Origin of the sequence: Paenibacillus sp. 32352, assembly GCF_002042965.1 — a bacterium.
GTDB lineage: Bacteria > Bacillota > Bacilli > Paenibacillales > NBRC-103111 > Paenibacillus_S > Paenibacillus_S vulneris.
This window is the reverse complement of record NZ_MZNT01000010.1, coordinates 243,155-269,768: the sequence shown is the minus strand read 5'-3', so window position 1 is coordinate 269,768 and position 26,614 is coordinate 243,155. Positions and strand designations below refer to the sequence as shown.

Annotated in this window: 21 protein-coding genes and 1 pseudogene; 19 read left to right on the top strand and 3 right to left on the bottom strand. The window is 50.4% G+C overall.

What is annotated here, in order from left to right; all coding sequences use genetic code 11:
- Positions 1-2 precede the first annotated feature (2 nt).
- The 4 genes and pseudogenes from B1728_RS23215 to B1728_RS37365 form a co-directional block, all read left to right on the top strand.
- Entirely contained in the window at positions 3-1,064 is a 1,062-nt protein-coding gene (locus B1728_RS23215) for an ABC transporter ATP-binding protein (protein ID WP_079912786.1), read from the top strand.
- On the top strand, positions 1,039-2,067 hold the full coding sequence (locus B1728_RS23210) for an ABC transporter ATP-binding protein (RefSeq protein WP_079912785.1): 1,029 nt from the start codon (positions 1,039-1,041) through the stop codon (positions 2,065-2,067). Before B1728_RS23215 ends, B1728_RS23210 begins: the two co-directional genes overlap by 26 nt.
- Positions 2,068-2,071: 4 nt before the next feature.
- Positions 2,072-2,635, top strand: coding sequence for an HAD family hydrolase (locus B1728_RS23205; protein WP_079912784.1), 564 nt, complete (start codon positions 2,072-2,074; stop codon positions 2,633-2,635).
- Between the two features lie 33 nt (positions 2,636-2,668).
- Positions 2,669-2,842: pseudogene (locus tag B1728_RS37365) on the top strand (hypothetical protein); the annotation flags it as partial.
- A gap of 383 nt (positions 2,843-3,225) precedes the next feature.
- Here the strand turns inward: B1728_RS37365 and B1728_RS23200 are convergent.
- Positions 3,226-3,642: an RNA polymerase sigma factor gene (locus tag B1728_RS23200; RefSeq protein ID WP_079912783.1), complete on the bottom strand. Its 417-nt coding sequence runs from the start codon at positions 3,640-3,642 to the stop codon at positions 3,226-3,228.
- A 224-nt stretch (positions 3,643-3,866) separates the two neighbouring features.
- On the opposite strand from B1728_RS23200, the gene B1728_RS23195 reads away from it, so the two are divergent.
- The 4 genes from B1728_RS23195 (at position 3,867) to B1728_RS23180 (ending at position 7,576) form a co-directional block, all read left to right on the top strand.
- Complete coding sequence (locus B1728_RS23195; RefSeq protein ID WP_079912782.1) at positions 3,867-4,226, top strand: MmcQ/YjbR family DNA-binding protein; 360 nt, start codon at positions 3,867-3,869, stop codon at positions 4,224-4,226.
- Positions 4,227-4,518: 292 nt separating this feature from the next.
- Positions 4,519-4,959, top strand: coding sequence for a VOC family protein (locus tag B1728_RS23190; protein ID WP_079912781.1), 441 nt, complete (start codon positions 4,519-4,521; stop codon positions 4,957-4,959).
- Between the two features lie 163 nt (positions 4,960-5,122).
- Positions 5,123-7,135 carry a S9 family peptidase gene (locus B1728_RS23185; RefSeq protein ID WP_079912780.1) on the top strand — a complete coding sequence of 671 codons (2,013 nt, stop codon included), beginning with the start codon at positions 5,123-5,125 and terminating at the stop codon, positions 7,133-7,135.
- 39 nt (positions 7,136-7,174) lie between these two features.
- Positions 7,175-7,576, top strand: coding sequence for a DUF7674 family protein (locus B1728_RS23180; protein WP_079912779.1), 402 nt, complete (start codon positions 7,175-7,177; stop codon positions 7,574-7,576).
- Between the two features lie 99 nt (positions 7,577-7,675).
- Here B1728_RS23180 and B1728_RS23175 read toward each other — a convergent pair whose 3' ends face one another.
- On the bottom strand, positions 7,676-8,704 hold the full coding sequence (locus B1728_RS23175) for a DJ-1/PfpI family protein (protein WP_079912778.1): 1,029 nt from the start codon (positions 8,702-8,704) through the stop codon (positions 7,676-7,678).
- Positions 8,676-9,356 (bottom strand): DUF2306 domain-containing protein, encoded by a 681-nt coding sequence (locus B1728_RS23170; protein ID WP_079912777.1) that lies wholly within the window; start codon positions 9,354-9,356, stop codon positions 8,676-8,678. Before B1728_RS23170 ends, B1728_RS23175 begins: the two co-directional genes overlap by 29 nt.
- 262 nt (positions 9,357-9,618) lie before the next feature.
- On the opposite strand from B1728_RS23170, the gene B1728_RS23165 reads away from it, so the two are divergent.
- From B1728_RS23165 to B1728_RS23115, 11 genes are all read left to right on the top strand, one after another.
- Positions 9,619-10,314 (top strand): response regulator transcription factor, encoded by a 696-nt coding sequence (locus tag B1728_RS23165; protein ID WP_079912861.1) that lies wholly within the window; start codon positions 9,619-9,621, stop codon positions 10,312-10,314.
- Positions 10,311-11,408, top strand: a complete 1,098-nt coding sequence (locus B1728_RS23160; RefSeq protein ID WP_079912776.1) for a sensor histidine kinase — start codon at positions 10,311-10,313, stop codon at positions 11,406-11,408. The genes B1728_RS23165 and B1728_RS23160 overlap by 4 nt, the downstream gene beginning before the upstream one ends.
- 208 nt (positions 11,409-11,616) lie before the next feature.
- Positions 11,617-14,001 carry a helix-turn-helix domain-containing protein gene (locus B1728_RS23155; protein WP_079912775.1) on the top strand — a complete coding sequence of 795 codons (2,385 nt, stop codon included), beginning with the start codon at positions 11,617-11,619 and terminating at the stop codon, positions 13,999-14,001.
- Between the two features lie 245 nt (positions 14,002-14,246).
- Entirely contained in the window at positions 14,247-15,860 is a 1,614-nt protein-coding gene (locus tag B1728_RS23150; protein ID WP_079912774.1) for a type 2 periplasmic-binding domain-containing protein, read from the top strand.
- A gap of 85 nt (positions 15,861-15,945) precedes the next feature.
- A complete protein-coding gene (locus tag B1728_RS23145) occupies positions 15,946-16,878 on the top strand; it encodes an ABC transporter permease (RefSeq protein ID WP_079912773.1) in 933 nt (310 codons plus the stop codon).
- An 11-nt stretch (positions 16,879-16,889) separates the two neighbouring features.
- Positions 16,890-17,765: a carbohydrate ABC transporter permease gene (locus tag B1728_RS23140; protein ID WP_079912772.1), complete on the top strand. Its 876-nt coding sequence runs from the start codon at positions 16,890-16,892 to the stop codon at positions 17,763-17,765.
- 12 nt (positions 17,766-17,777) lie between these two features.
- Positions 17,778-20,897, top strand: a complete 3,120-nt coding sequence (locus B1728_RS23135; protein ID WP_079912771.1) for a glycosyl hydrolase family 95 catalytic domain-containing protein — start codon at positions 17,778-17,780, stop codon at positions 20,895-20,897.
- A gap of 198 nt (positions 20,898-21,095) precedes the next feature.
- Positions 21,096-23,897 (top strand): discoidin domain-containing protein, encoded by a 2,802-nt coding sequence (locus tag B1728_RS23130; RefSeq protein ID WP_079912770.1) that lies wholly within the window; start codon positions 21,096-21,098, stop codon positions 23,895-23,897.
- Between the two features lie 244 nt (positions 23,898-24,141).
- A complete protein-coding gene (locus B1728_RS23125; protein ID WP_079912769.1) occupies positions 24,142-24,948 on the top strand; it encodes an AraC family transcriptional regulator in 807 nt (268 codons plus the stop codon).
- Between the two features lie 82 nt (positions 24,949-25,030).
- On the top strand, positions 25,031-25,999 hold the full coding sequence (locus B1728_RS23120; protein ID WP_079912768.1) for a proline dehydrogenase family protein: 969 nt from the start codon (positions 25,031-25,033) through the stop codon (positions 25,997-25,999).
- Positions 26,000-26,117: 118 nt separating this feature from the next.
- Complete coding sequence (locus B1728_RS23115; RefSeq protein WP_256865475.1) at positions 26,118-26,606, top strand: NUDIX hydrolase; 489 nt, start codon at positions 26,118-26,120, stop codon at positions 26,604-26,606.
- The last annotated feature ends 8 nt before the right edge of the window (positions 26,607-26,614 follow it).

Here is a 26,614-nt window from a genome sequence, read left to right as displayed (position 1 = left end):
CTATGACGGCACATCAGACGGACCCCGGGTCGCCTCTGCTCACCGTTCAAGATCTGAAGATTCACATCCGTATGGATGCCGGCACACTGGCTGCTGTTGACGGTGTGGACTTTGAAATCAAGAAGGGAAAAACGTTAGGCTTGGTCGGAGAGTCGGGCTGCGGCAAAAGCTTGACCAGCAGGGCGATTATTGCTATCAATCCGAAGGAGTGTGAAACTTCCGGCAGCATTGTGTTCCACGGGGGTGCGGCCCCTTCGGCGAAGCCGGTCGATCTGCTGCAGATGGATCCGAAGGGAAGGCAAATTCGAGCGATACGCGGCAAGCGGATTTCTATGATTTTTCAGGAGCCGATGACCGCCTTCTCTCCGATGTACACCATCGGCAATCAGATTATGGAGGCCATTCTGACGCACCGCACGAAGAATAAGCGTGAGGCCAAGCAGATTGCCCTGGAGATGCTGCGCAAGGTAGGCATATCCGACGAGGAGAAGCGATTCGAGCAGTTTCCTCATGAATTCTCAGGTGGTATGCGGCAGCGGGCGATGATTGCGATGTCGCTGTCCTGCAATCCGGAGCTGCTCATCGCCGACGAACCGACGACGGCCCTTGACGTTACGATTCAAGCCCAAGTGCTCGAATTAATGAAGGAGCTGCAGAAGGAGTTCGGCATGGCGATACTGCTCGTTACCCATGATCTCGGGATCATCGCAGAGATGTGTGACGAGGTGGCGGTCATGTATTTAGGCAAAATAGTGGAGCAGGCCCCAGTGAAGGAAATTTTCAATAATCCGAAGCATCCGTATACCAAAGGACTGCTGCATTCCATGCCGAAGCTTGGACGCAAAAATAAACGACTGGAGTCGATTGAAGGCACGGTGCCGCTTGCCCTGAATATGCCGCAGATGTGCGGATTTTATGACCGGTGCAAGGACCGGATACCCGGTTTATGCGACAAGAAGGCTGTACCGTTAACCCAAATCGATGCCGATCATACCGTCCGTTGTTTCCTATATAACGAGCAGGGGGGGGAGGTACGCTATGCCCAAGACGATACTGCAGGTTAATCGGCTTACGAAGCATTTTGAAGGGAAAAAGAGCTTGTTCGGCTTTCGCAAGCATGCCCCCGTACGCGTCGTGTCGGATATTTCTTTTGAGCTTCGGGAAGGCGAGACGTTCAGCATCGTCGGTGAATCCGGCTGCGGCAAAACGACGCTGGGCCGATGTATCGTCCGCGGCATCGATGCGACGTCCGGCGAGGTGATCTATTATCCCGAGCAAGGAACGAAGCGCGACTTCCTTAAGCTGAAGGGCGAGGAATATAATAACTACCGCAAGGACATTCAGATGATTTTTCAGGATCCGTACTCCTCATTAAGTCCGAGAATGAGCGTTTTTAATATTATCAGCGAGCCCTTAACGGCCGACGGGAAACTGAGCAAGGCGGAGGTAAGGGAACGGGTTACGGAAATTGCTGAAAAAACAGGCTTAAACGTCAGCTATCTGGAACGTTATCCCCATGCGTTCTCCGGAGGACAGCGGCAGAGAATCGCCATTGCCCGGGCACTCGCCAGCCGGCCTAGGTTGGTCGTTTGCGATGAAGCGGTATCGGCGCTCGACGTGTCCATCCAAGCGCAAATCATTAACCTGCTTAAGGACTTGCAGGAGCAATACAAAATTACTTACATCTTTATTTCCCACGACCTCAGTGTCGTCGAGCATATTTCGGACCGCGTCGCCGTGATGCATCTGGGAAAAATCGTCGAGCTGGCACCGGCCAATTCGATTTTTGCAAGCCCGGGGCATCCGTATACGGAAGCTTTACTATCCGCTGTTCCTTTACCGGATCCGAACATCCGCAAGGAACGGATTATTTTGGAGGGAGAAGTGCCGAACCCTGCCAAACCGCCGAGCGGCTGCCATTTTCACCCGAGATGTCCCTACAAAACGGAGAAATGCGTCACCGACGAACCGGTCGTACGCGAGATTGCGGATCAGCACTACGTGTCCTGTCATTATGCGGGAGAACTTGCATTGAAAGGCGTAAATACTTACGAGAAGGTGGATTAGAAGCATGGAGCCTAAAAAAATCATTGTATTTCTCGACAGCGGAGACACGATCATTGATGAGGGCACGGAAATCCGGGACGAACATGACGTCGTGATCCGGGCGAACGTAATCCCGGGGGCGGATCTCATGGTCAGAACGCTTGCCGAACGCGGATATACCTTGGCCCTGGTGGCGGACGGGCTGGCCCAATCGTTTAAGAACATGTTCATCCAGAACGGGATTTATGATGAGTTCACGACGATGATTTATTCGGAAACGATTAAAGCCTCCAAACCGAGCCCGAGAATGTTCAAGGCTGCCATGGGGGCACTTGATTTGCAGGAGAGGGACCGGTCACGGATCGTCATGGTGGGGAACAACCTTAGCCGTGACATCAAGGGCGCCAACCAAATGGGGTTCACGAGCGTGTTCCTGGATTGGACGCCGAGATATCCCAAGCAGCCTGCCGATGAGAGTGAGCGGCCTGATTACACGATCCATATGCCGATGGAATTGATCGATCTTGTCGAACGATTAAATGAGAAATATGTGGAAGCGGAGCAAGGGAGGGGAAGCAGTGAGCGATAAACCTCGGAAAGCGGGATCATCGGCTTGGGGAGAATGGCCAACGGTCACATTCGGAATTTACTGAGCATAAACGGTATCGGAAGTACGAAAATCTTAAAAAAATGCATCGAAGCGGGAAATCCGACCCTGTCGGAAAAGCCGTTTACCCGCACGATGGAAGAGGCGGAGGAGCTTTTTGCATTATACCGCGAACGCCGCGTACCGTGCATGATCGGGTTTACTGACGGCGCGGGACTTCCTGTGCGATATCTACGCCAACAACCAGATGATGAACGGAAATGTTTTCTATGAGTTGATTTTGCTTCTCCTGTCCCTTAAACTTCATGATAGAGCGACCTCCTGGATGGGCTTTTTGAGGCTTTTGACCTCGTGCGTAACCCCATCGTACTGAGGCGCTCGTTTTTCGTTTTACAGGAATTCAAACGGGTACGCTACTTTTATACAACATGACGGCAGCTGGCCTACAACGGATGCCACTTCGCATCTAAAGGTAGGAGTGTTCAACATCCCGAATAGTTAGACGAAAGCTAATAATGCCAATAAGGTGAAACTGCATGGACAAAGCGGAAAGAAAATTTAGAATCGAACAATTAAAGATTCAACTGGGTTTTTATATTTGTTTTCCATTGGTTATGAAGTTCCAGGGAAGAGCAAGAGAAGACACCTTTGAAGTCGTCTGGCGTTCTAATAATCTTATTAAGAACTTCTAATCCGTATTTTTGCAGGATAAACTCACACAGAAGGTAGGAGAACTGGAATCCCTTCATTTTTTCAAAATCCCATGAATCGGTTTCTAGCTCTAAAAATGTGGGGATTTCCCCTTGCTTAATCATAGGCGAAACTGACGAATCTCCCCGAAAAGTATGCCAATTTTCCATTGCCTTAACAAACGTTAACTGAGAGACGTCCTCGGCTGTCTGGATATCAACCTTCAGGGAGAGATACCTTACGATTTTTTTGTTATATTCCTCATAGATTTGATCGAAATTGTCATTGGGCCCAGACACATGTGAACCTCCTTTGTTTTCACATAGGATTAGACACCTAAAACTTACAAATAGCCACAATAAACAAAAAAATTATTAGCCCTGATATCCGTCATTTGCGAAAGTATTTGATCGATGAAAAAAAGTTGGAGTCCACCATCCATCCGCATTCAGGTGAGCCCGTGAAAAAGAGACGTTCCCTGCGTGCGTTAGGAAGTTGATTTTGGTAATATTCCATCGTGCCCATGAATCATGAACAAATCATTGAGATAGGACTCAGCTACTACGGTACAAGCCTGCGGTATCCCTTCGATCCGCACATGCCGGTTCTGTATGTTCGTAACAAAATGTTCGCTCTGCTTGGCAATCAACAGGGCAAGGAGAGCGTTAACCTGAAGACGTCACCAGAGGAAGCTTGGCTGCAGCGCGAAAGCTATCCCGGGTCGGTCATTCCCGGATACCACATGAACAAGAAGCATTGGAATACGGTCATCCTGGACGGCTCGGTTCCTGATGATGTCATTGTAACGATGCTTAGGGAATCTTACCAGCTCGTCGTCGCCAAGCTTCCGAACTCGGAACGGCAAGGACTTATCGGAATGTAGTTATAATTGAAACCATAGAGGAGGGGCTTGCTTCAAGCAAAGCTCCCTTTTTTTCTTTTATGTTTGACCTAATCCAAGCGAATCCTATTATGGTAAATGGGAACGCAGGTATTGCCATTGGGATTAGTAAGAAATCCCTAGTCCATCATTTGATTGTTTGAAGGCCCAAATAAAGGCTGAAGCTCAATGATACCGATATTAAAAAACGTAACATGATTTATTAAAGGAAAATATTGGGTGCCACTCGAATATTGATAGATGAGTCGATTCAAAAACCGAGAGGAGAATCAAAGTGAGTGAACAAACCGTTGAAAAAAGAACCCAGCCTTTCATTATGGATTTAATGACACTGTATCTTCCGGCAAAAAATCCATACCTTACTGCAAAATGGTACGTTGACGTTTTCGGATTCGACCCTAATGCCTCGAAGCATTCCCCCCTCCAACCCAATACGGATTTAGTCGTACTTCATACCGCAACTGGCTTAACGCTGTTTTTTATTCAGTCGGAAGATCAATTATCATTGAGCTTTAATAACAAAGATGGGTATAATCACGCGGTTCTCCTCTTTAGGGTCAAAAACTCAGAAATAGAAGACATTTATAGGCGAATGAAAGAACTCGGCGTAGAGATAGCTTCGGATGGAATTAACGATCGCGGCGGATGCGGCAGGGAAATAGCATTTTACGACCCGGATGGACGGAAAATAGAGCTAAACACGTATGGCACCTAAAAGTAATGCTAAGGGAAACGATAAATCAATAAGACGTAGCTCGGTTGCCGGCATGAATCAGCAGCCGCGTATTACTTTTACCGCTTATACGGTAGCCGCAATTTCCTTAACATTTTTCTTACTGAGTGTCGGATAGTGGACGCATAAAAGGGAGGTAGCTCTAGTGAATAACGAGGGCTTGTCATGGATAGATGGGCTTCTTACAATGCACTATTACCAATATCTCGAGCTTATTATTTCACCCTGCGATACGGAACTGCTTGTTGTCTTTGGGAATAGCGATATGCCGCATGAAGAGTACGCACTGGATGAGCGAAATCGATCCATATGGAAACTGGATTTACATGGCGAGGCTTATCAATTAACAGGGCATGAAGAGCAGGATTCACATAGCCCGTGTTACTCTCCGGACGGAAAAACCATTGCCTATCTTTCTAAGAAGTCTGGTAAGAAAGAAATATGGCTGATGGACAGACAGGGGGAGAACAAGCGTCAATTAACATGTTCCAATTTCGAAGGCCCGGATCCTTTTCATGGTACTATGTTGAGCTGGTCGCCGGATCATAGACATATATTGTATTCGGTTTTGCCGAATGGAAGCAGGTATGGTCAAAATGTCGTTCAACGACGAATGGGTTATAATCATGACAAGATTGAAGTTATTTCTGAACCGTCCGATGAAATAATCCTTTTGCAAAAGAGATTAAAAGATCTAGTATCGACCCTATATAGAGTAGATATAGAATCCGGCCAAACGGAGCCGATATTTACTTCAAAAGGCACTGCAAACAAGCTTCTTGGCTGGTTTGATGATAAGGTCATACTCATTAAGCACGGAAATGTTCTAAAGCAAGTTCACATTGAGAGTAAAGAGGTCAGTGAAGTATATTCGGGAAGAGCGGATCTTGTCAAATTACTAAATTCCGGTGGGCTCCTGTTTGCCAACCTATCTTCCGGGAATGAAGTTGAAATCGCGTCGTTACTTGATGGAAAGGTGATTCCAAAAGAGAAAGTAAGTCTGCCTGGCAATAGTAGACTTCATTGTTGGTCGCATGACGGATCAAAGCTTTATGTTTCCTCGCAGCAGGGCGTATCCAACATACTATACTCAGTGGATGTCGATGAGTTATCCATCTGCCCAATTACTGCCCAGAACCATGTTGTTTACAGTTATTACCATCCGTCGGGACCGGTAAGCTTAAACAATCAAATAGGTGTCGTGTTTCCCTATAGTGCTCCGAAAGAACCTGCTGAGCTTCATATTGCGGAAGCGGGTTCCATTCAGAAAATTAGTAATTTTAACGGGATCCATCTGCCTCTAAACCTCCCTGACGTTAGGGTTATCAAATATCCAAGTGAAGGCTGGGAAATAGAAGGCATTCTTGTTCTGCCGAGGGATTATCAGCCTGGACACAAATACCCGGCTTTAATTTATTTGCACGGAGGCCCGGAATTCTATGTAGAGGCAAGCTTTACAGAACTTCTTTCCGCGCGCGCTCAAAGTGCTGCCCACTTTCTGGCGGCTAACGGATATGCCGTTTTATTGCCTAATTTCCGCGGCAGTGAAGGATACGGGGATGAGTATAAAAATCAGCTTGGCAGCTACCAGATGATGAGAACTCCTTACCAAGATGTTATGGAGGCAGTAAAATACCTTATACAAGAAAATATCGCCGATCCTGACAAACTGGGTATTTACGGTACCAGCTTTGGTGCAAATCTAACTGCTTGGACGATATCCCAAACTAACTGTTTTAAAGGTGCAGTCAGCATTATCGGTGTCTATGATAATCTGCATCATGACCGCAGCAACGGCCAGGCCTTTCATGCCCATCCACGATATAAAAATCGATTGGGGAATGCGGATCCAAATGCCATGTGGACAACACCCGATGTATACAAAGAGTTAGACTCTATCGAGCATATCTCTTCCATAAAGACACCGTTATTGCTTATGGAAACAAGTGCGGAACGAAAATATGGTCAAAATGCAAAACTACTGTTTAACGGCTTGAGATTTTACGATGTAGAATCCTATTTGGTATACTATCCCCAAGCTTTCCATTCCGGCGGCTGGAACGATGAGTATAAGAAGGATTACATGCTTCGATTAGTTGCCTGGTTTGATTATTGTTTAAAGGGGATTTCTTTGCCAGAATGGTTTAAGAATAATTAATTTAGCCTGGTTCTTGCTGGTGAGTTGAGGAGTGAGCTTTTGAGCGTATGGAGAAAAAAAGCTGCCGAGTTATTCGATATTCCATTCGGGGCTAATCAACACCGAACCATTTATGATGTGTTTCAGACTCTTTTACAATTGGTAAAAGAAGCCCATCAGCTTGGTGATGAAGAACTGCTGAAGAAAATATATGAATATGCCGGGTGGTGTTCCGGTCAGCGAGCCAAACATTTATGGAATGCGGCTGGCGTATCCTTTTATGAGCATCTTGTAGATGATAAACTTACCTGCCAAGCAATTCCTTATCGGATAACGCCGGAGATCTTTTCAAAAGTGAAAAGCCTCTTTAAGTGGAGAATGAAGGACGATAAAGCTTATCAAGAATTAGTTGAAGAGTTTAATAGGGTAAATGGAACAAGCATTGAATATAAAGCTGAGTAATGCATTAGAATGAACCACACGGTATGGAACCACAATTATGATAAGCAATCAAGTATAAACAAAGAGCAGCGTGCCCGAGGCAGCTGCTCCTGCTTTTTTTCAATATGTCCTTCGAATCCCCTGAACCTTCGAAGAGGGCAGCATGCCGGCTTTGGCCAGCCCGGACAGTTGGTCCCCCTCTACGGTAACGTCAAATTTCAAATGAAGGCGCATCGGTTTTTTTATGCTAAGGGACCATGTCATATGGCTGTTCTGAATACGCAGGTCTGTCAGCTCCGTTAGTTCATCCCCTTGTTGAAACGTGCCTTGAACTGCTCCATTAACCTCGGTGAGTGTCATGACGATCGAAAATTTGCCGACAGGGGTGGAGATGGTCAAATCCCATGTTCCGGTAACGGTATCATCGGAGACGCTCTCCGCTGTATTTAACCTCACGGAGGGCGACTTTTCTTCTCCTGAATCGCTTGATTTCATGAAGTTCATCGGCTCCAGCCCTGCTTCGGTCCAAACCGTCCCTCTGCGTTCGTATTCGAACAGCTTCTCTACCGCGTGAGCGACACGCGGGCCCCATTCGCGCTCCACCAAATACAAAGCCACATCAAGGCCCGATGTAACCCCTCCGCCAGTGACGAGCCGCCCGTCGACGACGACCCGGGCAGGTACAGGCTTGGCCCCCATTGCACCGAACGCTTCCATCCCCAGAACATGGGTAACAGCGTAACGCCCCTCTAACAGTCCATCCATAGCGAGCAGCATAGCTCCCCCGCATACGGTAGAGACGGTCATGCTCTCATTGTTCATCGCTTGCCTAAGCAGCGGCATGAGCCCGCTCTCCTTGGCCTGAAGCAGCTGCGTCACAACCGCATCCGGACCCGCATCCTCCGGTCCAACCTTGCCCATGGCGCCTGGAACCAACAGGATACCGCCGCAATTCGGATCAATGAACCCACTAGCCGGCAGTCCGGGACCTTTCATGCCGCTTGGGACGATTCTGGCGCCTTCTGCGCTGACGAAGTTCACATTCAAATGACTCCCGCTAAGCATGCCTGCAGCCATGAACACTTCATATGGACCGATGGCATCCATGAGATCAAAGCCGTCAAACAAGACGATTTGGATATTCGGCATTCGTATTCTCTCCCTTGGTGATTGTAATGGAATTCTTCCCGTTGATTCTAATCACAGCTTCTGCTGCTGCCAGCAAAAGCAGGATGCTCGCCAAGACACTGCACGTATAGGCTTTCTCGTAGCCCCAACCAAGCCAATCGGAAAATACGATCAGGCACAGGTGGATGGAGAGGTTCGTAAAGCAAAAGGCGTAGCTTCGTATCATCCAATTGCGATGCTCGGCTATCCTTTTTCGTTTAATGGAGACAAAAGCCATCAGAGTGACGGCAAACCAAGCTATGTTCCACAGATTGAACATGACACTGACGGTTTTCCCGCCTGTAGAATAAGGTGCCATATAGCCGGAGGTCAGCAAGACGGCAAGCACGCTGAACAAATACATGTACCCCGTCCATCGATGTACCTTTCGGTAATGCCGAAGCAGCTGATTGGAGAAATTAAGGGCGCCTGCCAATAAAGCAGCGGAAGCGAACAGGATGTGGACATCCAATACTGTGAGCCACGCCGGCATAGGAACGGTGCGCTTGAGAACGCTCTTGTGTGAAAGGAATTCCGCCGCACCAGGATCCCATACAAATCGATTCAAGATGGCCCAGAGGATCGATGCGACGGCCATCGCGATCATAACTCGATAAATGCTTTTGCTATTCATTCAACTTCAGTCCCCTCTGCGGCAAGCGGCTATGACAAGTCATCTTCCCATGTGTCACATGAATCGTCCCCTTTGTATGCTGGATTTGCTGATGTCTGTAAGCATAACCCAAACCTGTTGCAAGACACGGGCTAAAACCATCACAAAACCATCACAAACCGGTCTCGAATGAATCATCACATGGGCTGCCGCAGGGGAAAGTGATATACTGTCAATGTGAAAAGGCTGCATTATGCCGAAAACCGAAAAGGTTGTGATTTCCATGAATCAGCAGAAAACCATTATGGTCGTTGACGATGATATCCGTATCGTGGAGCTTATGAGGGACTTTTTGATAAACGACGGGTTTCATGTTAAGACAGCAAAGGATGCGGATACCGCGCTGGCCTTATTCCATCGGCATCCGGCAGATTGCCTGATCGTGGACGTCATGATGCCTGGGCAGGATGGCTTCGAACTATGCAGGAAAATCCGCGAAACCAGCAATGTACCGATCCTGTTTCTAAGCGCACGTGACGACGATATCCATAAGATCCGGGGGCTCGGTATCGGCGGCGACGACTACATTGTGAAGACGGCCTCTCCCGTCGAAGTGATTGCGCGGGTCAAGGCGGTTTTGCGCCGGGCGGGCAATTCCGGGCAGGCCGCCGCCGAGAAGATTATTAATTACGGCAAGCTTCAGCTGAATTTGACTACCCGGGAGGTTTACGTGAGCGGAGACAAGGTATCTCTCACCCCCAAAGAATATGAAGTATTCCGTTTGTTTGCCGAGCATCCTAGACAAGTGTTTACATACGAACAGCTATTGGACCGGTTTTGGGACGGGATAGGGGATAAACATACCGTCCGGGTGCTTATGGCAAGATTACGTGAAAAAATTGAGGCTGAGCCCAACCAACCGCAGTATGTCACGAATGTGTGGGGAATCGGCTACCGGTTTGAGGGGAATCCGCTATGAAGGCGTTCAAGGTTCGTACGGTGTTGTTCTTTTCGTTGTTTATCATCTTAACCCTTGCCTGGCTTACTTACGTTATCGTTTATTTCGCCGAAACCAGGTCGATACAAATCGGTGCGGCGGATAGGGGACCAAGCCGGGTCGGGATTTGGATGGCGTCGTCTGTCGGCTTGCTGCTTGCGGCTTTAGTGTTCGGCTACGGATTTCGCCGCTGGATTATTAAACCGTTGGAATCGATGGGAAGGGCGGCAAGGCAAATTGCGGAGGGAGATTTGGATATCACGCTGCCGCCTTCGGGAGTTCGTGAGATTACTGAAGTCCGCCAAGGCTTTGACATCATGGTGGCCGGGCTGCGTGAATCCGTTCAACGGCAAACAGCTCTTGAGGAGGAAAGGCGGTTTTTCATCGGCGCTATTGCACATGACTTGCGAACACCGCTGTTCGCCCTCAAAGGGTATTTGGACGGATTGGAGCTGAACATCGCCTCGAGCCCGGAGCAAATGAACCATTATGTGAAGGTATGCAAGGAGAAATCCAATCAGCTGGATCGCCTGGTCTCCGATCTTCTCGCCTTTGCCAAAACGGAGTACATGGAAACCGTACAACAGGAAGAACCAATCGAGATCATCGATATTCTGCAGAAATCGGTTGATACCTTGCGTCATTTATCTGAGTCCAAAAGGATTTCCATTCAATTGGACCATCCGCCTGCAGGCTCAGGACAAGGAAGCTTTATTGGGGATGCTTATCTCCTGGAACGGGCCTTCAACAACCTGCTGGATAATGCGGTCAGGCATACGCCAAACCATGGTGTCATTTATGTGGGATGCTCTTATGATCGGGATAGAGCCACGATAACCATCCGGGATTCGGGCCCCGGGATTCCGGAAGCCGATCTAGGTCGTATATTCGATCCCTTGTACCGAGGCGAGTCGTCACGAAACCGGGAATCCGGCGGGACCGGTCTCGGGTTAACGATAGCGAAGCGCATCTTCAGGGCTCACGGCGGGGAGTTGATGGCAGGCAACCATCCGCAAGGGGGAGCGGTGGTTACAGGATGGATTCCCGCACAGCGGGATAGCTTGCACACAGCGTGAATTTGCATGATTGTTATCCCCAGAAAGTGCTGGTATAATTTGATTATTTCATATGGAGCATGAATCCAATGAAGAGGATCAATCACTTAGAAGCTAGAACAAATGATGGTAATTCAAGTGCGTTTAAGCGGCAGTTGACGGAGGTATTATTATCGCTGCCGCAGTCAGTCAAATAGCGGGACAATTTCAGGATTGGACGTGAACGGCTTTGAATCTACGGCTTCATTTACGTTTGTTCGGCAATCGCCGGAATGCGCTCAAGACACTCATCATCTCCAATCTTTTCATCCTTCTCATACCGATGGCCATGGGGCTGTTTCTATACGCCAAGGTCGAGCAAAGTCTCGAAAAGAGTACCAATCGATCCAACGAGGCGATGCTGGAGCAGCTCAGGCTTCTTCTGGATAATCAATGGTCCGAGGTGGACATTCTGACCCGCCAAGTCGTATTTGATCCTAAGCTGGATTATATGCTCAAAATTCCCGGCCAGGCGAGCATCGCGGACGAGTACCAGTTCGTAGAGTTTATGCGTGACAAAATGACTCGCTACCGCAGCATGACAAGCAGCTTTATTTTTGATTCCTTCGTCTATTTTGCGAGGAGCGATAAAATAGTCAAGGCGGACCTGCTCACCGATTCCTACACCTTTTATTCTACCAACTACACGTTTAAGGATCAGCCGTACGAGCAGTGGCGGCATGAGTTTCTGTCCAGCCAGCACAAGGTGTCCTACTTGCCGGTAACCTCTCTGGCCCGCGGACTGAACCCGCTGGCTAGTATCGATAATATCCCTAAAGACGTCATCGTATATGTGAAAACGCTTCCTGTCAGCTCGCCGTCCGATAATCTCGGGAATTTCGTAATTCTGATCGATGTCGATCAGATCAAGAAGATGTTCGCGCAGCTCGAATCGGCCAGTAACAGCATCATCTATATTATCGACAACGACGGCCGGACGATTATGAGCACTAGCGCGACGCCGCTGCCGGCCGAGCTGTTGAAGCGAATGGAGCATGCGGACGCTCCCTTCACCTACCGGATCGGGGGTGTAGATCAGATGGTATCGTTCGTCTCTTCACAGAAAGCGGATTTCCGCTATGTGTCGGTGACGCCAGCCGATGTGTTTATGCAGCAGGTTAACCAAATTCAGCAATGGTCTCTTGGTCTGTTCGTCTTTTGTCTGGCTGCAGGTCTGCTTGCCGTTTTCTCGGGGGTGTACCGAAGCTATAAGCCGCTGCAAAAAACAGTGAATGCGATCATAAGCGGCAAGCATTTAAGCGGGCGGCCTTCCTCCGACGAGTATGAGTTTATTCGCCAGGCTATCGAAGGGTCGATTCACGAAGAAAAGCATTTGCGAAACACGCTGACGAAGCAAACGCCGGTTATCCGTGCGAATTACTTATCCCGGCTAATGCACGGTTATATGGATGTGGACGTGTCTGCGGGGAATGAAGACTCGCTGCAGTTTATGGATCTGAAGTTTATCAGCGACCGGTTCGCTGTCGTGCTGGTTCAGATAGAGGACATTCCTCTGTCTTCGGAAGAGGATGAACAGCAATGGGCGCTGGCGAGGTTTATCGTATCCAATATCGCCGTTGATCTGATAGATTCTCCTCACAAAGGATTTCCCGTCGAGCTTGACCGGGACCGGATCGCCCTTCTCGTCAATCTGGAGACAGAGCGGGGGGAAAAGGCGGACACCGATATTCGCGATATCGTCCAGGCCCTCTACGAGCTGCTTGCGCAAAGGTTCCGAATCGGGATTACCGCTGCCGCAGGAGGGATTCATCAAGGACCCAAGGCGATTCGGGATTCTTTTCCGGAAGCGCTTGCAGCCCTGGATTACCGGCTGATCTTGGGCAAGAATGCGATTATCCACTTCCAGGATATTGCTGGAACAAAACAGCAGTATTATTATCCGCTTGAAATTGAAATCCAGCTGACCAACTTTGTGCGCAGCGGCGATACCGATAATGTCGGGAAGCTGCTCGATAAAATTTACTCGATGAACTTCGAATCAAGCCGCTTCACGCCGGAGCTGGGGAAATGCTTGTTTTTCAACGTCATAAGCACGCTGCTGAAAATAGTGAACTCGACGAATACGAATCAGCTGGAGGTGCTTGGTACTGATTTCGACCCGATCAAAGCGGTGTTCAGCCATTCGACAGCGGAAGGGATGCAGCTGGAAACGAAGGAGCTGTACGAAACGCTTACCCGCTCGTTCAACGTCGATCGATCCGATCACCGTACGCAGCTGCTGCAGGATATGGTCGACTTCGTCGATCGACATCTCAAAGACCCGAGCCTTGGACTTGCGATGGTTGCGGACCATTTTCGAATGACGCCTCAATACATGTCGACGTTCTTCAAGAAAAATCAGGGTCAAAATCTGCTCGACTACATTACGAACAAAAGAATCAAGGCCTCGAAGAGGCTGATGGAACAGAAGGACCTGACGATCGCGCAAATCGCGCAGATGGTTGGTTATAATAACGATGTCGTCTATATCCGCGCGTTCAAGAAGCTGGAAGGGGTTACGCCCGGGAAATACCGGGAAACCATTGCGACGGACATGACCGGCACAGAACCATAGGGGCAGTCTCAGGGAGACTGTCTTTTTTCATCCCGAAGCAGCAGGTCTAAGTACACTGACGATTTTTCATGCAGGACTGATTTGTTTTCACATACCTTGCTTTTCTTACGAAAATACAACGCAGGTGAAAAGGAGAAAGTAGGCAAACCCGGGCTTCCGAACTTACACTGGGAACCGGAAGCTGAAACGGCGAGTATTGGTTTCCGCCCGAATGAACCACGAACGAATCCAAGGGAGGCAAGAGAATGAACAAACAAATAAAACGGGCAAGCGCTGCCGTGGCGATTTCTGCAATGGCCATTTCGGCCGCCGCATGCAGCGGATCAAACGGGGCTCCTGCCGCAGCTCCACAGGACGGCAAAGATACGCAGCCGGCGAAGCTGACTCATTTGACCTATTGGGTAGCCAACCATCCTGCAGCTGCGGCGCAGATGAAGACGTATGCCGACATGGAGATGTATAAGGAGCTGGAGAAAGTAACCGGAGTAAAGGTCGAGTTCCAGCATCCGCCGCTCGATACCGCTCAGGCGAAGGAGCAGTTTAATCTGATGATTGCCTCGAATCAGCTGCCGGATGTCATCGAATATGGATGGAATGATTATCCGGGCGGACCCGAAAAGGCGATTCAGGATAACAAGATTATCAAGCTGAACGATCTGATCGATAAGTATGCGCCGAACCTGAAGAAGCTGCTTGCCGATCATCCGGATTGGAAGAAGCAGATCACGACGGATAACGGCAGCCTCTATGCGTTCCCGTTCCTTCGCGGAGACGATAAGGTCAGAGTCTTTTTCGGGCCTGCGATTCGCCAGGACTGGCTCGACAAGGTCGGAATGAAGATGCCAACGACGATCGATGAATGGTATACCGTTTTGAAAGCGTTTAAGGAGAAGGACCCGAACGGCAACGGGAAAGCCGACGAAATCCCCATTTACCTCGATAAAGACTTGTTTAACACCGATGCTCCTTTCCTCGGCGCATGGGGCATTAATAACAGCTTCTACCAGGATAACGGCAAAGTGAAGTTCGGCCCTATCCAGCCGGAATTTAAGGATTTTCTCATTACAATGAACAAATGGTATAAGGAAGGGCTGCTGGATAAAGATTTTGCGGCTCCGAACGCCAAACTGCTTGATAACAAGATGACAACGAACCTGCTCGGAGCAACGGCGGCCTTTAACGGCGGAGGCATCGGCAAGTATGCCGGTCTGATGAAGGATAAGGACCCGAGCTTTAATCTTGCCGCCGCTCCTTACCCGGTCTTGAAGGCCGGTGAGAAAGCGATTTGGGGGCAGAAGGATTTTGCCTTCAATGGTATCGGCGCAGCTATTACGACAAGCGATAAGAATCCGATCGAAACAGTAAAATGGCTGGATTATGCATACGGCGAAAAGGGCGAATTGCTGTTCAACTACGGTATTGATGGCCAGAGCTACACGATGCAAAACGGCAAAGCCGTATTAAAGCCGGAATTGCTGAACCCGACGAACGGCATCAGCTCTCAGCAAGCCATCGCCAAGTATACCCGTGCGACGTGGAGTGCGCCGTTCGTCCTGAACGATAATTTCCAATTGCAATATCTCGCGCTGCCGCAGCAGAAGGACGCGCTGTCTATCTGGTCGAAAGCGACCGCTGAGCGCAAGATGCCAATCGTCACCCCGACGCAGGACGAGAGCAGCAAGTTCGCCTCTATCATGACGGATATCAACACGTACAAGGATGAAATGCTGTTGAAATTCATTATGGGTGTGGAGCCTATCACGAATTTCGACCAGTATGTCAAAAAAATCCAAAGCATGGGCATCGATGACGCCACAAAAATTCAGCAAACGGCGCTGGAACGCTTCAATAAGCGCTAGACCGGGGACAGGTGTGGGGAGGGTCTATAATGACTGCTCCCCGAGCTCTATACAGCATCCCCGGATAGAAAGGTAGGGACAAACGATGTCGAGAAGCTCCGGCAGCCCGACTGCACTGCAAACGATACGCGCCGATTGGAGGCGGCATTGGACCATCTATTTGATGGCGCTTCCCGTCATCGCTTACTATGTCATATTTCATTATGGGCCGATGTACGGTCTGCAAATCGCCTTCAAGGACTTCCAGCCGGCAAAAGGAATATGGGGAAGCCCATGGGTCGGCTTTAAACATTTTGAAAGCTTCTTCAATGGAATCTACTTCGGCCGGTTGATCAAGAACACGATTCTGATCAACATCTATGAGCTGCTGTTCGGCTTTCCGGCGGCGATTGTGCTGGCTCTGCTGCTGAATGAAATCCGCAACAGCGTATTTAAGCGGTTCGTGCAAACGGTCTCCTATTTGCCCCACTTCATATCGATCGTTGTGGTGGCCGGGATGATGATTGATTTTCTAAGCCGCACCGGCCTTATTAACCAAATTCTTGGCACCTTCGGCATCGAGCCGGTCGACTTTCTGAAGGAAGCCGGCTGGTTCCGGTTTCTATTCGTGTCTTCCGGCATTTGGCAGGGCGTTGGCTGGGGCTCGATTATTTATCTGGCCGCTATCGCCGCCATTGACCCGACCCTATATGAAGCGGCACGGATGGACGGTGCGGGACGCTGGAAGCAGACGCTGCATGTGACGATTCCCGGCATTATGCCGACGATTGCCATCTTGTTTATTTTGCAGATGGGCAACATGCTGTCGGTCGGCAGTGAAAAGGTGCTGCTGCTCTATAACCCCCTCACATACTCGACGGCGGATGTCATATCGACGTATGTGTACCGCAAAGGGGTGCTGGAGGCGAGCTACAGCTTTACCGCAGCCGTCGGTCTGTTCAACTCGGTCGTCAGCTTCATTCTGATCGTGGCGGCCAACAGCGTCACCAAGCGGCTCAGCGAGAACAAACTTTGGTAAGGAGAACGCATATGAAACCAACTGCGGGGGAACGAGCCTTCGGCTATTTGAACACGCTCCTGATGCTCGGTCTGTGCATCGTTACGCTCTATCCGTTCTTATACGTGTTATTCGCCTCATTCAGCGAAGCGACGTCTTTTTTGCAAAATCGCGGGCTGCTGCTGGGTCCGGCAGGCTTCGATCTTGGGGCTTATAAAGCGGTGTTCAGCAACCCGATGATCATCAAGGGCTATGAAAACACGCTGCTATATGTGGTCATAGGAACGGCCATCAACCTTGTTATGACGGCGATCGGCGCCTATGTGCTGTCCAGGCCGGGCTTGTACTTCAAGCATATTCTCATGTTCTTCATCGTTGTAACGATGGTCTTTAACGGAGGTTTAATTCCGAGTTATTTGCTGGTCAATCAGCTCGGGATGATGAACACGATGTGGGCGCTTCTGATTCCCGGTGCCATCAACACGTTCAACATGATCATTATGCGAACCTCGTTCCAGGGCGTTCCGGTCAGTCTGGAGGAGTCGGCTCGAATGGACGGCGCCGGTGATTGGACGATTTTATTCCGCATCGTCATTCCGCTGTCGATGCCCGTCATCGCCGTGATGATTTTGTGGTATGCGGTGGGCCACTGGAACTCTTATTTCAGCGCGCTCGTTTATTTGCGGAATAGCGAGAAGTACCCGCTGCAGCTCGTGCTTCGCGATATCTTGATCGCCAACAGCACCGATTCGATGATGACCGGTTCGGCCAGCGACGATAAATATGCTATCGGGGAAACGATCAAATACGCGACGATCATCGTTTCGACGCTGCCGATCATTTGTTTGTATCCGTTCCTGCAAAAGTATTTCGTGAAAGGCGTCATGATCGGGGCGATCAAAGGGTAGGAGGAACCTAGTGTGACAACGGTTACGTTCGACAATGCGCCGAGCGGGTGGAACGAGGCTTTGCCTCTCGGCAACGGGCATTTTGGCGGCATGCTCTATTTCGAGGAGCAGCGGCTTACGATCGCGCTCAATCATTATGAGGTGTATTACCGTAAGCTCCATCGATACAGCAAGAAGTATTTGCAGGAGGAAGTCCCCGATTTTAGCCAGCAGTACGGCCGTACCTTCGACGAGCTCAAGCAGAGAGCGGAGGAAATGTACCGCAATCCGGATAAGGAACCGATGTATCTGTATGGCGACGCCTTGTCTGACAACAGCATGTACCGAAAATACGGCAAGCCGCCCGGTGGTACTTCCCATTATCCGACGGGGGAGCTCCATTTGCATCCGTCCATGGAGTTGGAGGAGCCGGATTCATACTCCTTGCAGCTCGATGTAGAGAGGGCGGCGGTGCACCTGCACATCGAGAAGGAAGGCCGAAGGCTTGACGCGAATACGATTGTGGCCCAGAGCGGGGATTATGTCGTGACGGAAATCAGGCAGACGTCCGGCTCCTTATTAGACTCGATCGTTTTGACAGTCCCGGCAAGACGCTATGTGGATATGGGTGTGACTTATCATCAGTTTGATGAGTCAATATTTTACTATATAGGCTCCTTTTACCCTGATGGGGAGGACAAGGAGCGGCATCGCCCGTTTTCGTTCATCGTCATGACGAAGCTGGTCGGAGCGAAGGGGAGTATGGAGGGGCCTTACGATGGCGCCCGCATACGGCTCCGCGATGCGGGGGAATGCCTGACGCTCCTTACGACGGTGGTGACGGAGCAGCAGACGGACGACCTGCTGCATACCGCTTTGCAGAGGCTGCATATGTCCGCCGATCAGGTTGCGGATATAACAGCGCATCATCGGGAGCATTGGCGAAGCTTTTGGCAGCGTTCATCTGTGACGCTGCCCGACAAGCTGCTTCAGGATTTATGGCATATCAATCTGTATGCCATCGCCTGCAGCAGCGGCAAGGAGGGCTTGATGCCCGAGCAAGCCTGCGGACTCAACGGCTTGTGGGACATCAAGCAGCCGGCCAAATGGGGCAGCATGTGGTACTGGGACGTCAACATTCAGGCGGCCTTCTGGCCGTTGTATACAGCGAATCATCTGGAGATTGCAGAAGTTTTCAACGAAGGGCTGCTTTCCTACGCCCATCAAGCCGAGAGGATGGCGGCGCAATTTTACGGACTGGACGGCATCGCCGGGGATTACCCGCACGCGCTGTATTTCAGTATTTGGCCGTGGTGTGCGCAGTTTGTGTGGGATTATTACCGGTTCGGCATGGATGAGGACTTTTTGCGGGAGAAGGCGTATCCGCTGCTGCAGCGGATTGCGCGGTTCTTCGAAGGATATTTGCAGTATGATGCCGGCAAAGGGCTGTATGAGGTGTATCCGGATATTTCACCGGAGCAGGGGCCGCTGACGCGAAACTCGACGTGCACGCTGGCATCGGTCAAGTATTTGCTTCAAATCGCCGCAGAGGCGAACGAACGGCTTGGCGAGGCTGAGGAGGATCGGAACCGATGGAAGGAGATCGTAAGCCGGCTCGCCCCATACCCATGCGGGGTGTCCGCACGTTACGGCGATGTGCTGCGCGATTCCGAATGGGCGCCGGTCGACCTCCATCTGAGGCATCCGTCGCTGTTGATGCCGATTTATCCGATCGGAGAACTCAATCGGCACAGTGAAGCCACTCTCCGGCAGAGGGCGGCAAACACGCTTCGCTATGCCGAGGAGCAAACGGAATTCGGCATGTTCCAGTTCGGCTGGCTGTCCTGTGCCGCCTCCCGGCTGGGTAAGGGAGATACGGCGCTGCGGCTGCTGTATGAGCAGGGTATCGACCTGTCGCTTCGATGCAACGGATTGTTCGCGGAAGAGACGGAGCGGTGGATGAATTACTGCAACATTACGAATGAGCCGCTGTACCATCCGCACATGATGGAGGCTTCCGGTGAGATCGTCGCCGCCGTGAACGAAATGCTGCTGCAAAGCTACGACGGCGTGATCGAGGTGTTTCCGGCGGTTCCGAAAGGAGAGATTGAGCCGGAGCGGACAGTTGGCTTGTACGATCACCATGCCGGAGAGAGAACGCGCCATTACGGGAAATGGAGCGATTGCGAGTTCCGGGGACTGCTTGCCGTAGGCGGGTTCGAAGTCAGCGCCAGGATGCAGGACGGCCGAACAGCCTGGATTGTCATTCGAAGCCGGGCAGGCGGCAGCGTTAGGCTTCGCAGCCCGTTCGCCAAGGAGGAGAACATCGTCGTCGCAAAGGCTGCCGGGACGAAGAGGATGGTAGTGGATCATGTCCATACAGACGGGCATCTGCATTTCGATACAGTACAAGGCGGCCAGTACATCATCTATTCACAGGCCGATGCATTCCCATCCGATTGGACAGCTTGGGTTATGAAGGTGACTGAGAATACCGACGATAGAGGCTGCCGTCCGCGAGTTCACGAAGCCCACACGCAGCGGAGAGTGTTTCTCGGCAAAGACCGGGACACCCATCACTACCGGCTGCTCGACCATTTCACGTTCGACTATTATGCCGGAAATCATCGGGAGTCGAGGCTGGCTGCCTATCGGCTCGATTTCGGAGTCGAGCCGGAGTCTCTGGCCAAAGACTATAACAGGGCGTTACCCCGCCAGGTTCATGTGGAGGGGGTACTCGGTCAAACGTTTCGCAAATTGACGCCGGATACCGTCTTTACGCCTCGCAGCGGAATAGGCTGGGAGAGCGCAGATAAGGTCACGGCGATAGACCAGGGAGAGCCGGACTTGCTTCGCCGGGATTTCGTCGGCGGGATGGAGGAAGCGGCATTGATCATCGAGCTGCCGAAGGGAACGTACGATCTGCTGATTGTGTCCGGGGACGCAGCGGCACCGTCTTGTACAGTACTTGAAATCCCGGGGCAATGGCTATGGAGGACGGAAAAAGTTCTGAAGGCTGGCGAATACGCGACGGATATCATTCCGCTCATTCAGAAAAAGGACGGGTACGTGACCTTCCGATTCCGAGCATGTGAGGGCTTCCCGTGGAGAGTGAACGTGATGGTGATTAATAAAAATTACACTTACTTGTAATTGGAGACATGGAAAGGGGGGATGTGGAGCTTCAAAGCGCCGGGGAATATCCGGTTTCATCCGTGAGCTTTTAAAAACAGAACAACCCGGACAACCAGAAGAACTTGCACATCAAGGAGGTGGCATTAAAGCAGACACCGAGAGTGGAACGGAAGGAAGCCAAGGGTTATCCCAAATCCTATATCAGGAGGTAATAGCATGCGCATGAATAAATCCGTGAAGCTGGCAGCTCGAATGGGAATTCCGGCACTTCTGATGGTTCAAGCATTGGGAGGGGGACCCGCTGCTTATGCCGGGACGGAAACATTCCCGACCTATGTGCAACATACGGCTGTTCCCAGTCTCACTTCAGGCAAGGCGGATATAGCCGGCTCTGCGTTCGTTGACCAGGACGGAGATTTTCATTGGATGTATTCGGTTTCCAACTATGAGCAGTCGGATAGCGGAGGCTCCTGGATCAAGTACAATACCAATACGGATTTAGGCACATTGAATACTAACTGGGGCAATGCCACCACTTATAATTCATACTGGAACAGGCCAGGGACCATCAATTACAAGATCGACCAAACCTACGGCATTCCAACGCCTTATCAGGATGATCACAACGATGGAATCGGCGTCTGGATTGATCCGGACACAGGGTACTGGTATGCTTTGACCAACGATGAATATCAATTTAATCCGTTTGCGGCGGGCAGCCCGACAAACAATGAAAGAATTGCCACAGGTGTCCATAACAACCGTATTCTGGCCACTTACTCTACAGATAAGGGAGCTACCTGGAAGCTGATTGGACAGGTTGCCACATCACCGTGGAACGACGCTAATGAAGCGGCTACCGCAAGTAATTTTCCGGGTTCGACTTGGTCTTATGGCGTCGCCGGCACCCGTTTTTTTGTTGACAATGTCAACGGATATTTCTATGTGCTTTACAACAATCACATCAACTGGAAACCGGGCTATTCCAACATCCTTACCTGGTTCAGCCTCGCCCGCTCGCCGATCAGCGCCAGGATGGCCGAAGGCTCATGGGATGTATGGTATAACGGGACATGGACCCGGTCTGCGCTGAAGGGCTATGCGGGATGGATCGGCAGTCCAATGGGCGCCGGGAGCGATCATAATCTCACGGTTAACTATACGCCCGCGACGGATAGTCTTACTTTGACCGGCACAGGAATGGACGGCTCCGCTTTAAGCATCAGCTATGAGAAAATTCCGGGCAGCGGGGACTTTACCTTCAAGGACGCTGCGGGCAGTACGTATACGGCGAACACGGTCAACGGTACGATAAAAAATGCTAGCGGTACTAGCGTTCCGTCGGTTTCTTATTCCGACCCGGCGCTGGATGCTACGATAACCGTGTATATCGATAACAGTCAGGTTTGGATCAAGCAAGAAAACAATTCAACCGGGTATTTGGCATCCGTTAAACCTGGCGGAGGTACCCCGATATTTAAAAATACAGCAACCCAAAGACTGTTTGTTCCGGTCAATACGCAATACGAAAATGCCTTTTCCTACAATGCCTACAGCGGCAAATATCGCTCCGTCGGCTATGATGGATACGTGTACGAGACCGATGATTTAGGAGCGCCGGACACCTTCAAGGTTGTAGGTAAACTGCCGGCGACCGTAGGCAGCTATTTGTCCCAAATCGATACGGGCAGTCTGACGAATCAGCAAGTTAGCGGTTATTCCTTCAGGACGATCTCTGATCTGTCCGGCAAACAAATCAATTATTCCACGGCCGACCCGGGTGCCGGACAAACTTCCTATTCGGCTTACAATCCGCCGAAGGATGCCAATGGAGCCGCTATTTCGCCGTCTGCAGCCTATACGATTTCCATTGGCGGAGCTGCGCTTAAGGACGGTACAGCGGATCAGTGGCTGTTCGTCCCTGTCCCCGATGAATTCGATTCTACCAAACCTAGCGGTTTTTACCGGATCCAGAATGCAGCTACCGGAAAGGTGCTTAAGGTGTTCGGAGCGACGCCAGCAGCAACGCGGGCTCTGGGAGCATCCGTGGTTACAGGAGCGGCAGATGCCAATGCGAATCCGAGCGCTAATGGCGGTAACGGAGCTGCGAGCGGCAGTGATCAATGGTATCTTTTGCCTGTCGGGAATGCTGCTCCGGCCTACCTTACTCCTTCCTCTTCTTCATCAACGATTGCCGCAGCAACGAACACAAGCTTAAGCAGAATTACCAAATATCGGCTGGTGAACAGAGCAAGCGCTCTGGGTGTTGAGTTCTCCTCAGGTCAAGCTGCTCTGCAGAGCATTAAGTTCGGCGCGAACAATCCTCAGGTTATGACGATTACCCCGGCGGCCTCGAATCCCAATCTGCCGTCAGTGCCAACCGGTTTGACCGCGGCAGCAACAGGCGCGTCTCAGATCAACGTCAGCTGGAACGGCTCTACAGGGGCAGCAGGCTATGACCTTTTGGTTGACGGCGTGACGGTAAGTAACGTAAACAGCCCTTATGCCCATACAGGACTTGCAGCCGGCTCAACCCACTCCTACCAGGTTAGGGCCAAAAACAGCCAGGGGTCGAGCTCATGGAGCTCGCCGGTGAGTGCGACGACTCCAACTGGCATTGTATCCCAAGGCAAGACCGTAACGGCAAGCTCGGTACAAACAGGAAATGACGCAAGCAACGCCAATGACGGGAATACGAGCTCGACCCGATGGGCGGCCGTCACGAACACTTATCCGCAATGGTGGAAGGTAGACCTCGGCAGCAGCATGAATCTAACCAGGCTCGAAAGCTACTGGTACAACAGCTCGACTTATCCTAGATACTATAAGTACAAGATTGAAGGCAGCAATGACGATGTAACGTATACGACCATTCTGGACAGGACGAATAATACGACGCAAGGCTTGACGACAGATACTTTTAACGCAACGTATAGATATATCCGGATTACCGTAACGGGATCTAGCTACACCGGGGGAAGCGCGTCCTGCTATGAATTCAAAGTATATGGATTATAAGAGGCGCAGCATGGTTTTGCAATTGTACTATCCCGTTTGATGTCAGGAATCTGATTTATAAAACAACGGCAGGCTAAGACGTTTTCCAGTCCTAGTCCGCCGTTATTTTCATTTTGCCTTCATTTTTCTTATCATAATTGAATATGAAGCTTACTGGAAGCAGCCATTATGATAGTATATTAGGATAAAAGATGCATGAGCCAAGAGCCCCGCTTTAAGGGTCATTTCAATTCGGAGGTTGTATATGACGGATGTGATTTTTTACCGGGATGAGGCGCTGCCTTTTGTGGAAGCGAAGCAATGCCGCAGGAGCGATCTGGCGTATCAGAAGCATTTTCACGAGGAGTATTCCATTGGTCTCATTGATGAAGGAGAAACGCAGGCATGGTGTGACGGCGTCTTGCGGCTTGTAGAGACAGGGAGAATGATCAGCTTTCCGCCCCACATGCTGCACGCCTGCCATCCGGCGGATGATACGACATGGAAATACAAGATGCTGTTTATAAAACCGGAATGGTTCGCTGCTCTGGAGCTGCCTGACGCGGATCTTCTTCAGTTCCCGTTCCTGCTAGAAGCCGGGAAGAATGAAATTTGCAGCAAGCTGCTTAATCGCGTGGTGGAGACAATGAGCCGAAGGGCTTCTCCGCTCGAGATCGAAGCGGCGTTAATCGAGCTGGTGTGCGCATTATTAGACAAGCACGCTTCCGATCTGACACACGAATCCTGCGGCATGCTGGAGCAGAAATACGTCAACCGGGCCAAGGAATATATTCAAGCGCATTATACGGATAAAATTACGCTTGAAATGCTGGAACGCGCAGCCGGGGTCAGCCGGTATCATCTTATTCGCTTGTTTAAGAAAAGCACTCACCTGCCACCGCATGCATACCAAAATCTGCTGCGTATCAATCACGCCAAGCGGGAATTGAAACATGGACGGCCCATTGCCGATATTGCCGCGGATACCGGCTTTTATGACCAGAGCCATTTTGGAAAGGCTTTTGCCAAAATCGTAGGTACGACACCCCAAGCCTATGCGGTGTCGTCCTAGATCGGCGCAATTTTTTACAATCCGCCCTTCTGTCTTGTCTGTACACTATTTCTGTATAACAAGACGAGGGAGTGTCTAGTAAATGACAACGACGAATTTGGAACAACAGTTTGCCGAAGCGATGAAATCCATTGCCCGCCGACACGATTTGAAGTCTTACGTCGAGAAAACGCCGGCTATTTACTGGCTGCTGCAGCGTGCGGCAGCAAAGTATGTAGCTGGGGAGAAGCGGGAGGAGGGGCTGGAGGCCGGACAACGGCTGATGGAAAAAGGATATGCCGTCTCGCTCGAATATATCGGTGAAAATACAGCAGATGTTCAAGCCTGCGAAGCGGCAGCACTCGAGCTGTCGCGGCTCATTCAATCATTGGAGGAGCGGAAGCTGCCGGCTCGTGTATCGTTCGATCTTTCCCACATTGGCTTGTCTATAGACAGCGAGCTAGCGTATAAGCAGCTGGTGACATTAGCCTCACAAGCTCAACAGGCCGGCATCGAACTGTTTATAAGCATGGAGGAATCGGGCAAGACCGATTCGATCCTGCAGATTTATGAAAAGGCGGCGGCCGTTCATGGCAATATCGGCATCACGCTTCAGGCGCAATTGAACCGGACGCCTCAGGACTTGATCGGGCTGCAGTCTATCCCTGGCCGGGTCCGTATCGTGAAGGGGGCGTACCAGGAGCCGGAACAGCTCTCGATCCCGCGTTCGTCCGCTCTCAACGAGCGATATTTGCTGCTTGTAGAGCAGGCTGTACGCCAAGGCCACCGCGTGTCGATTGCAACCCATGACGAGGCTGTCATAAAGGAGATCATGCTGCGGGAATGGCTTCATGAGCCGGGGGTTGAGTTCGAGATGCTATACGGCATTCGGCCGGATTTGAGCAGCCAACTGAAACAGGCAGGCTATCCTGTGCGTATTTATTTGACCTATGGTCATGAGTGGTATTTGTACCTATGTCATCGGATTGCCGAATATCCTCCCAATCTGTTTCAGGCGATTCTAGATATTACGGGTTCCGGTGAAATAGATTCTGCGAAGGATTATGAGTAAAACGTGAGAAAAAGTCTATATTTTCGTTTGGAATTTATTTACTATTAGATTACGTAGGAAAATATCAGAAAAACCAACTGTTTTTTCTCGAGAAAAGGAGTGAATGTTGTTGTTTTATGTGAACACCCGTGCCATAGTCGAGCGTGAACGCGATGGAAAAACCGAAATTCTAATCCAGACACGAAATAAGCCGAATGAACCGAAACAGCTGGAGCTGCCGGGAGGCAGGGTGGAAAAGTTTGAGCCGTTGTTAACCGCATTACGCCGGGAAGTGAAAGAAGAAACCGGTTTGGATGTCACTTGGATTGAAGGGGAAGATACGCGAATCGATACGGACGGAATCAATCCTGATATTGTGGTGGAATGTGTTAAGCCATTTGCTGCGTATCAAACGATTAAAGGAGGAATCGATTCGGTTGGTTATTACTTTATTTGTAAGGCTGAGGGCGAATTGCTCGAAGAAGGCGACCATGCGCAAAAAGCGAGATGGATCACAGTAGAGGAACTGGCCGAGCGGATCTACAACGATCCGCTTCAGTTTATTAACATCGATTGTGCGGCTATCGAATTCTATTTGAAACACCGTATGAATGTCCTGCCCAATTAGCATTGAGT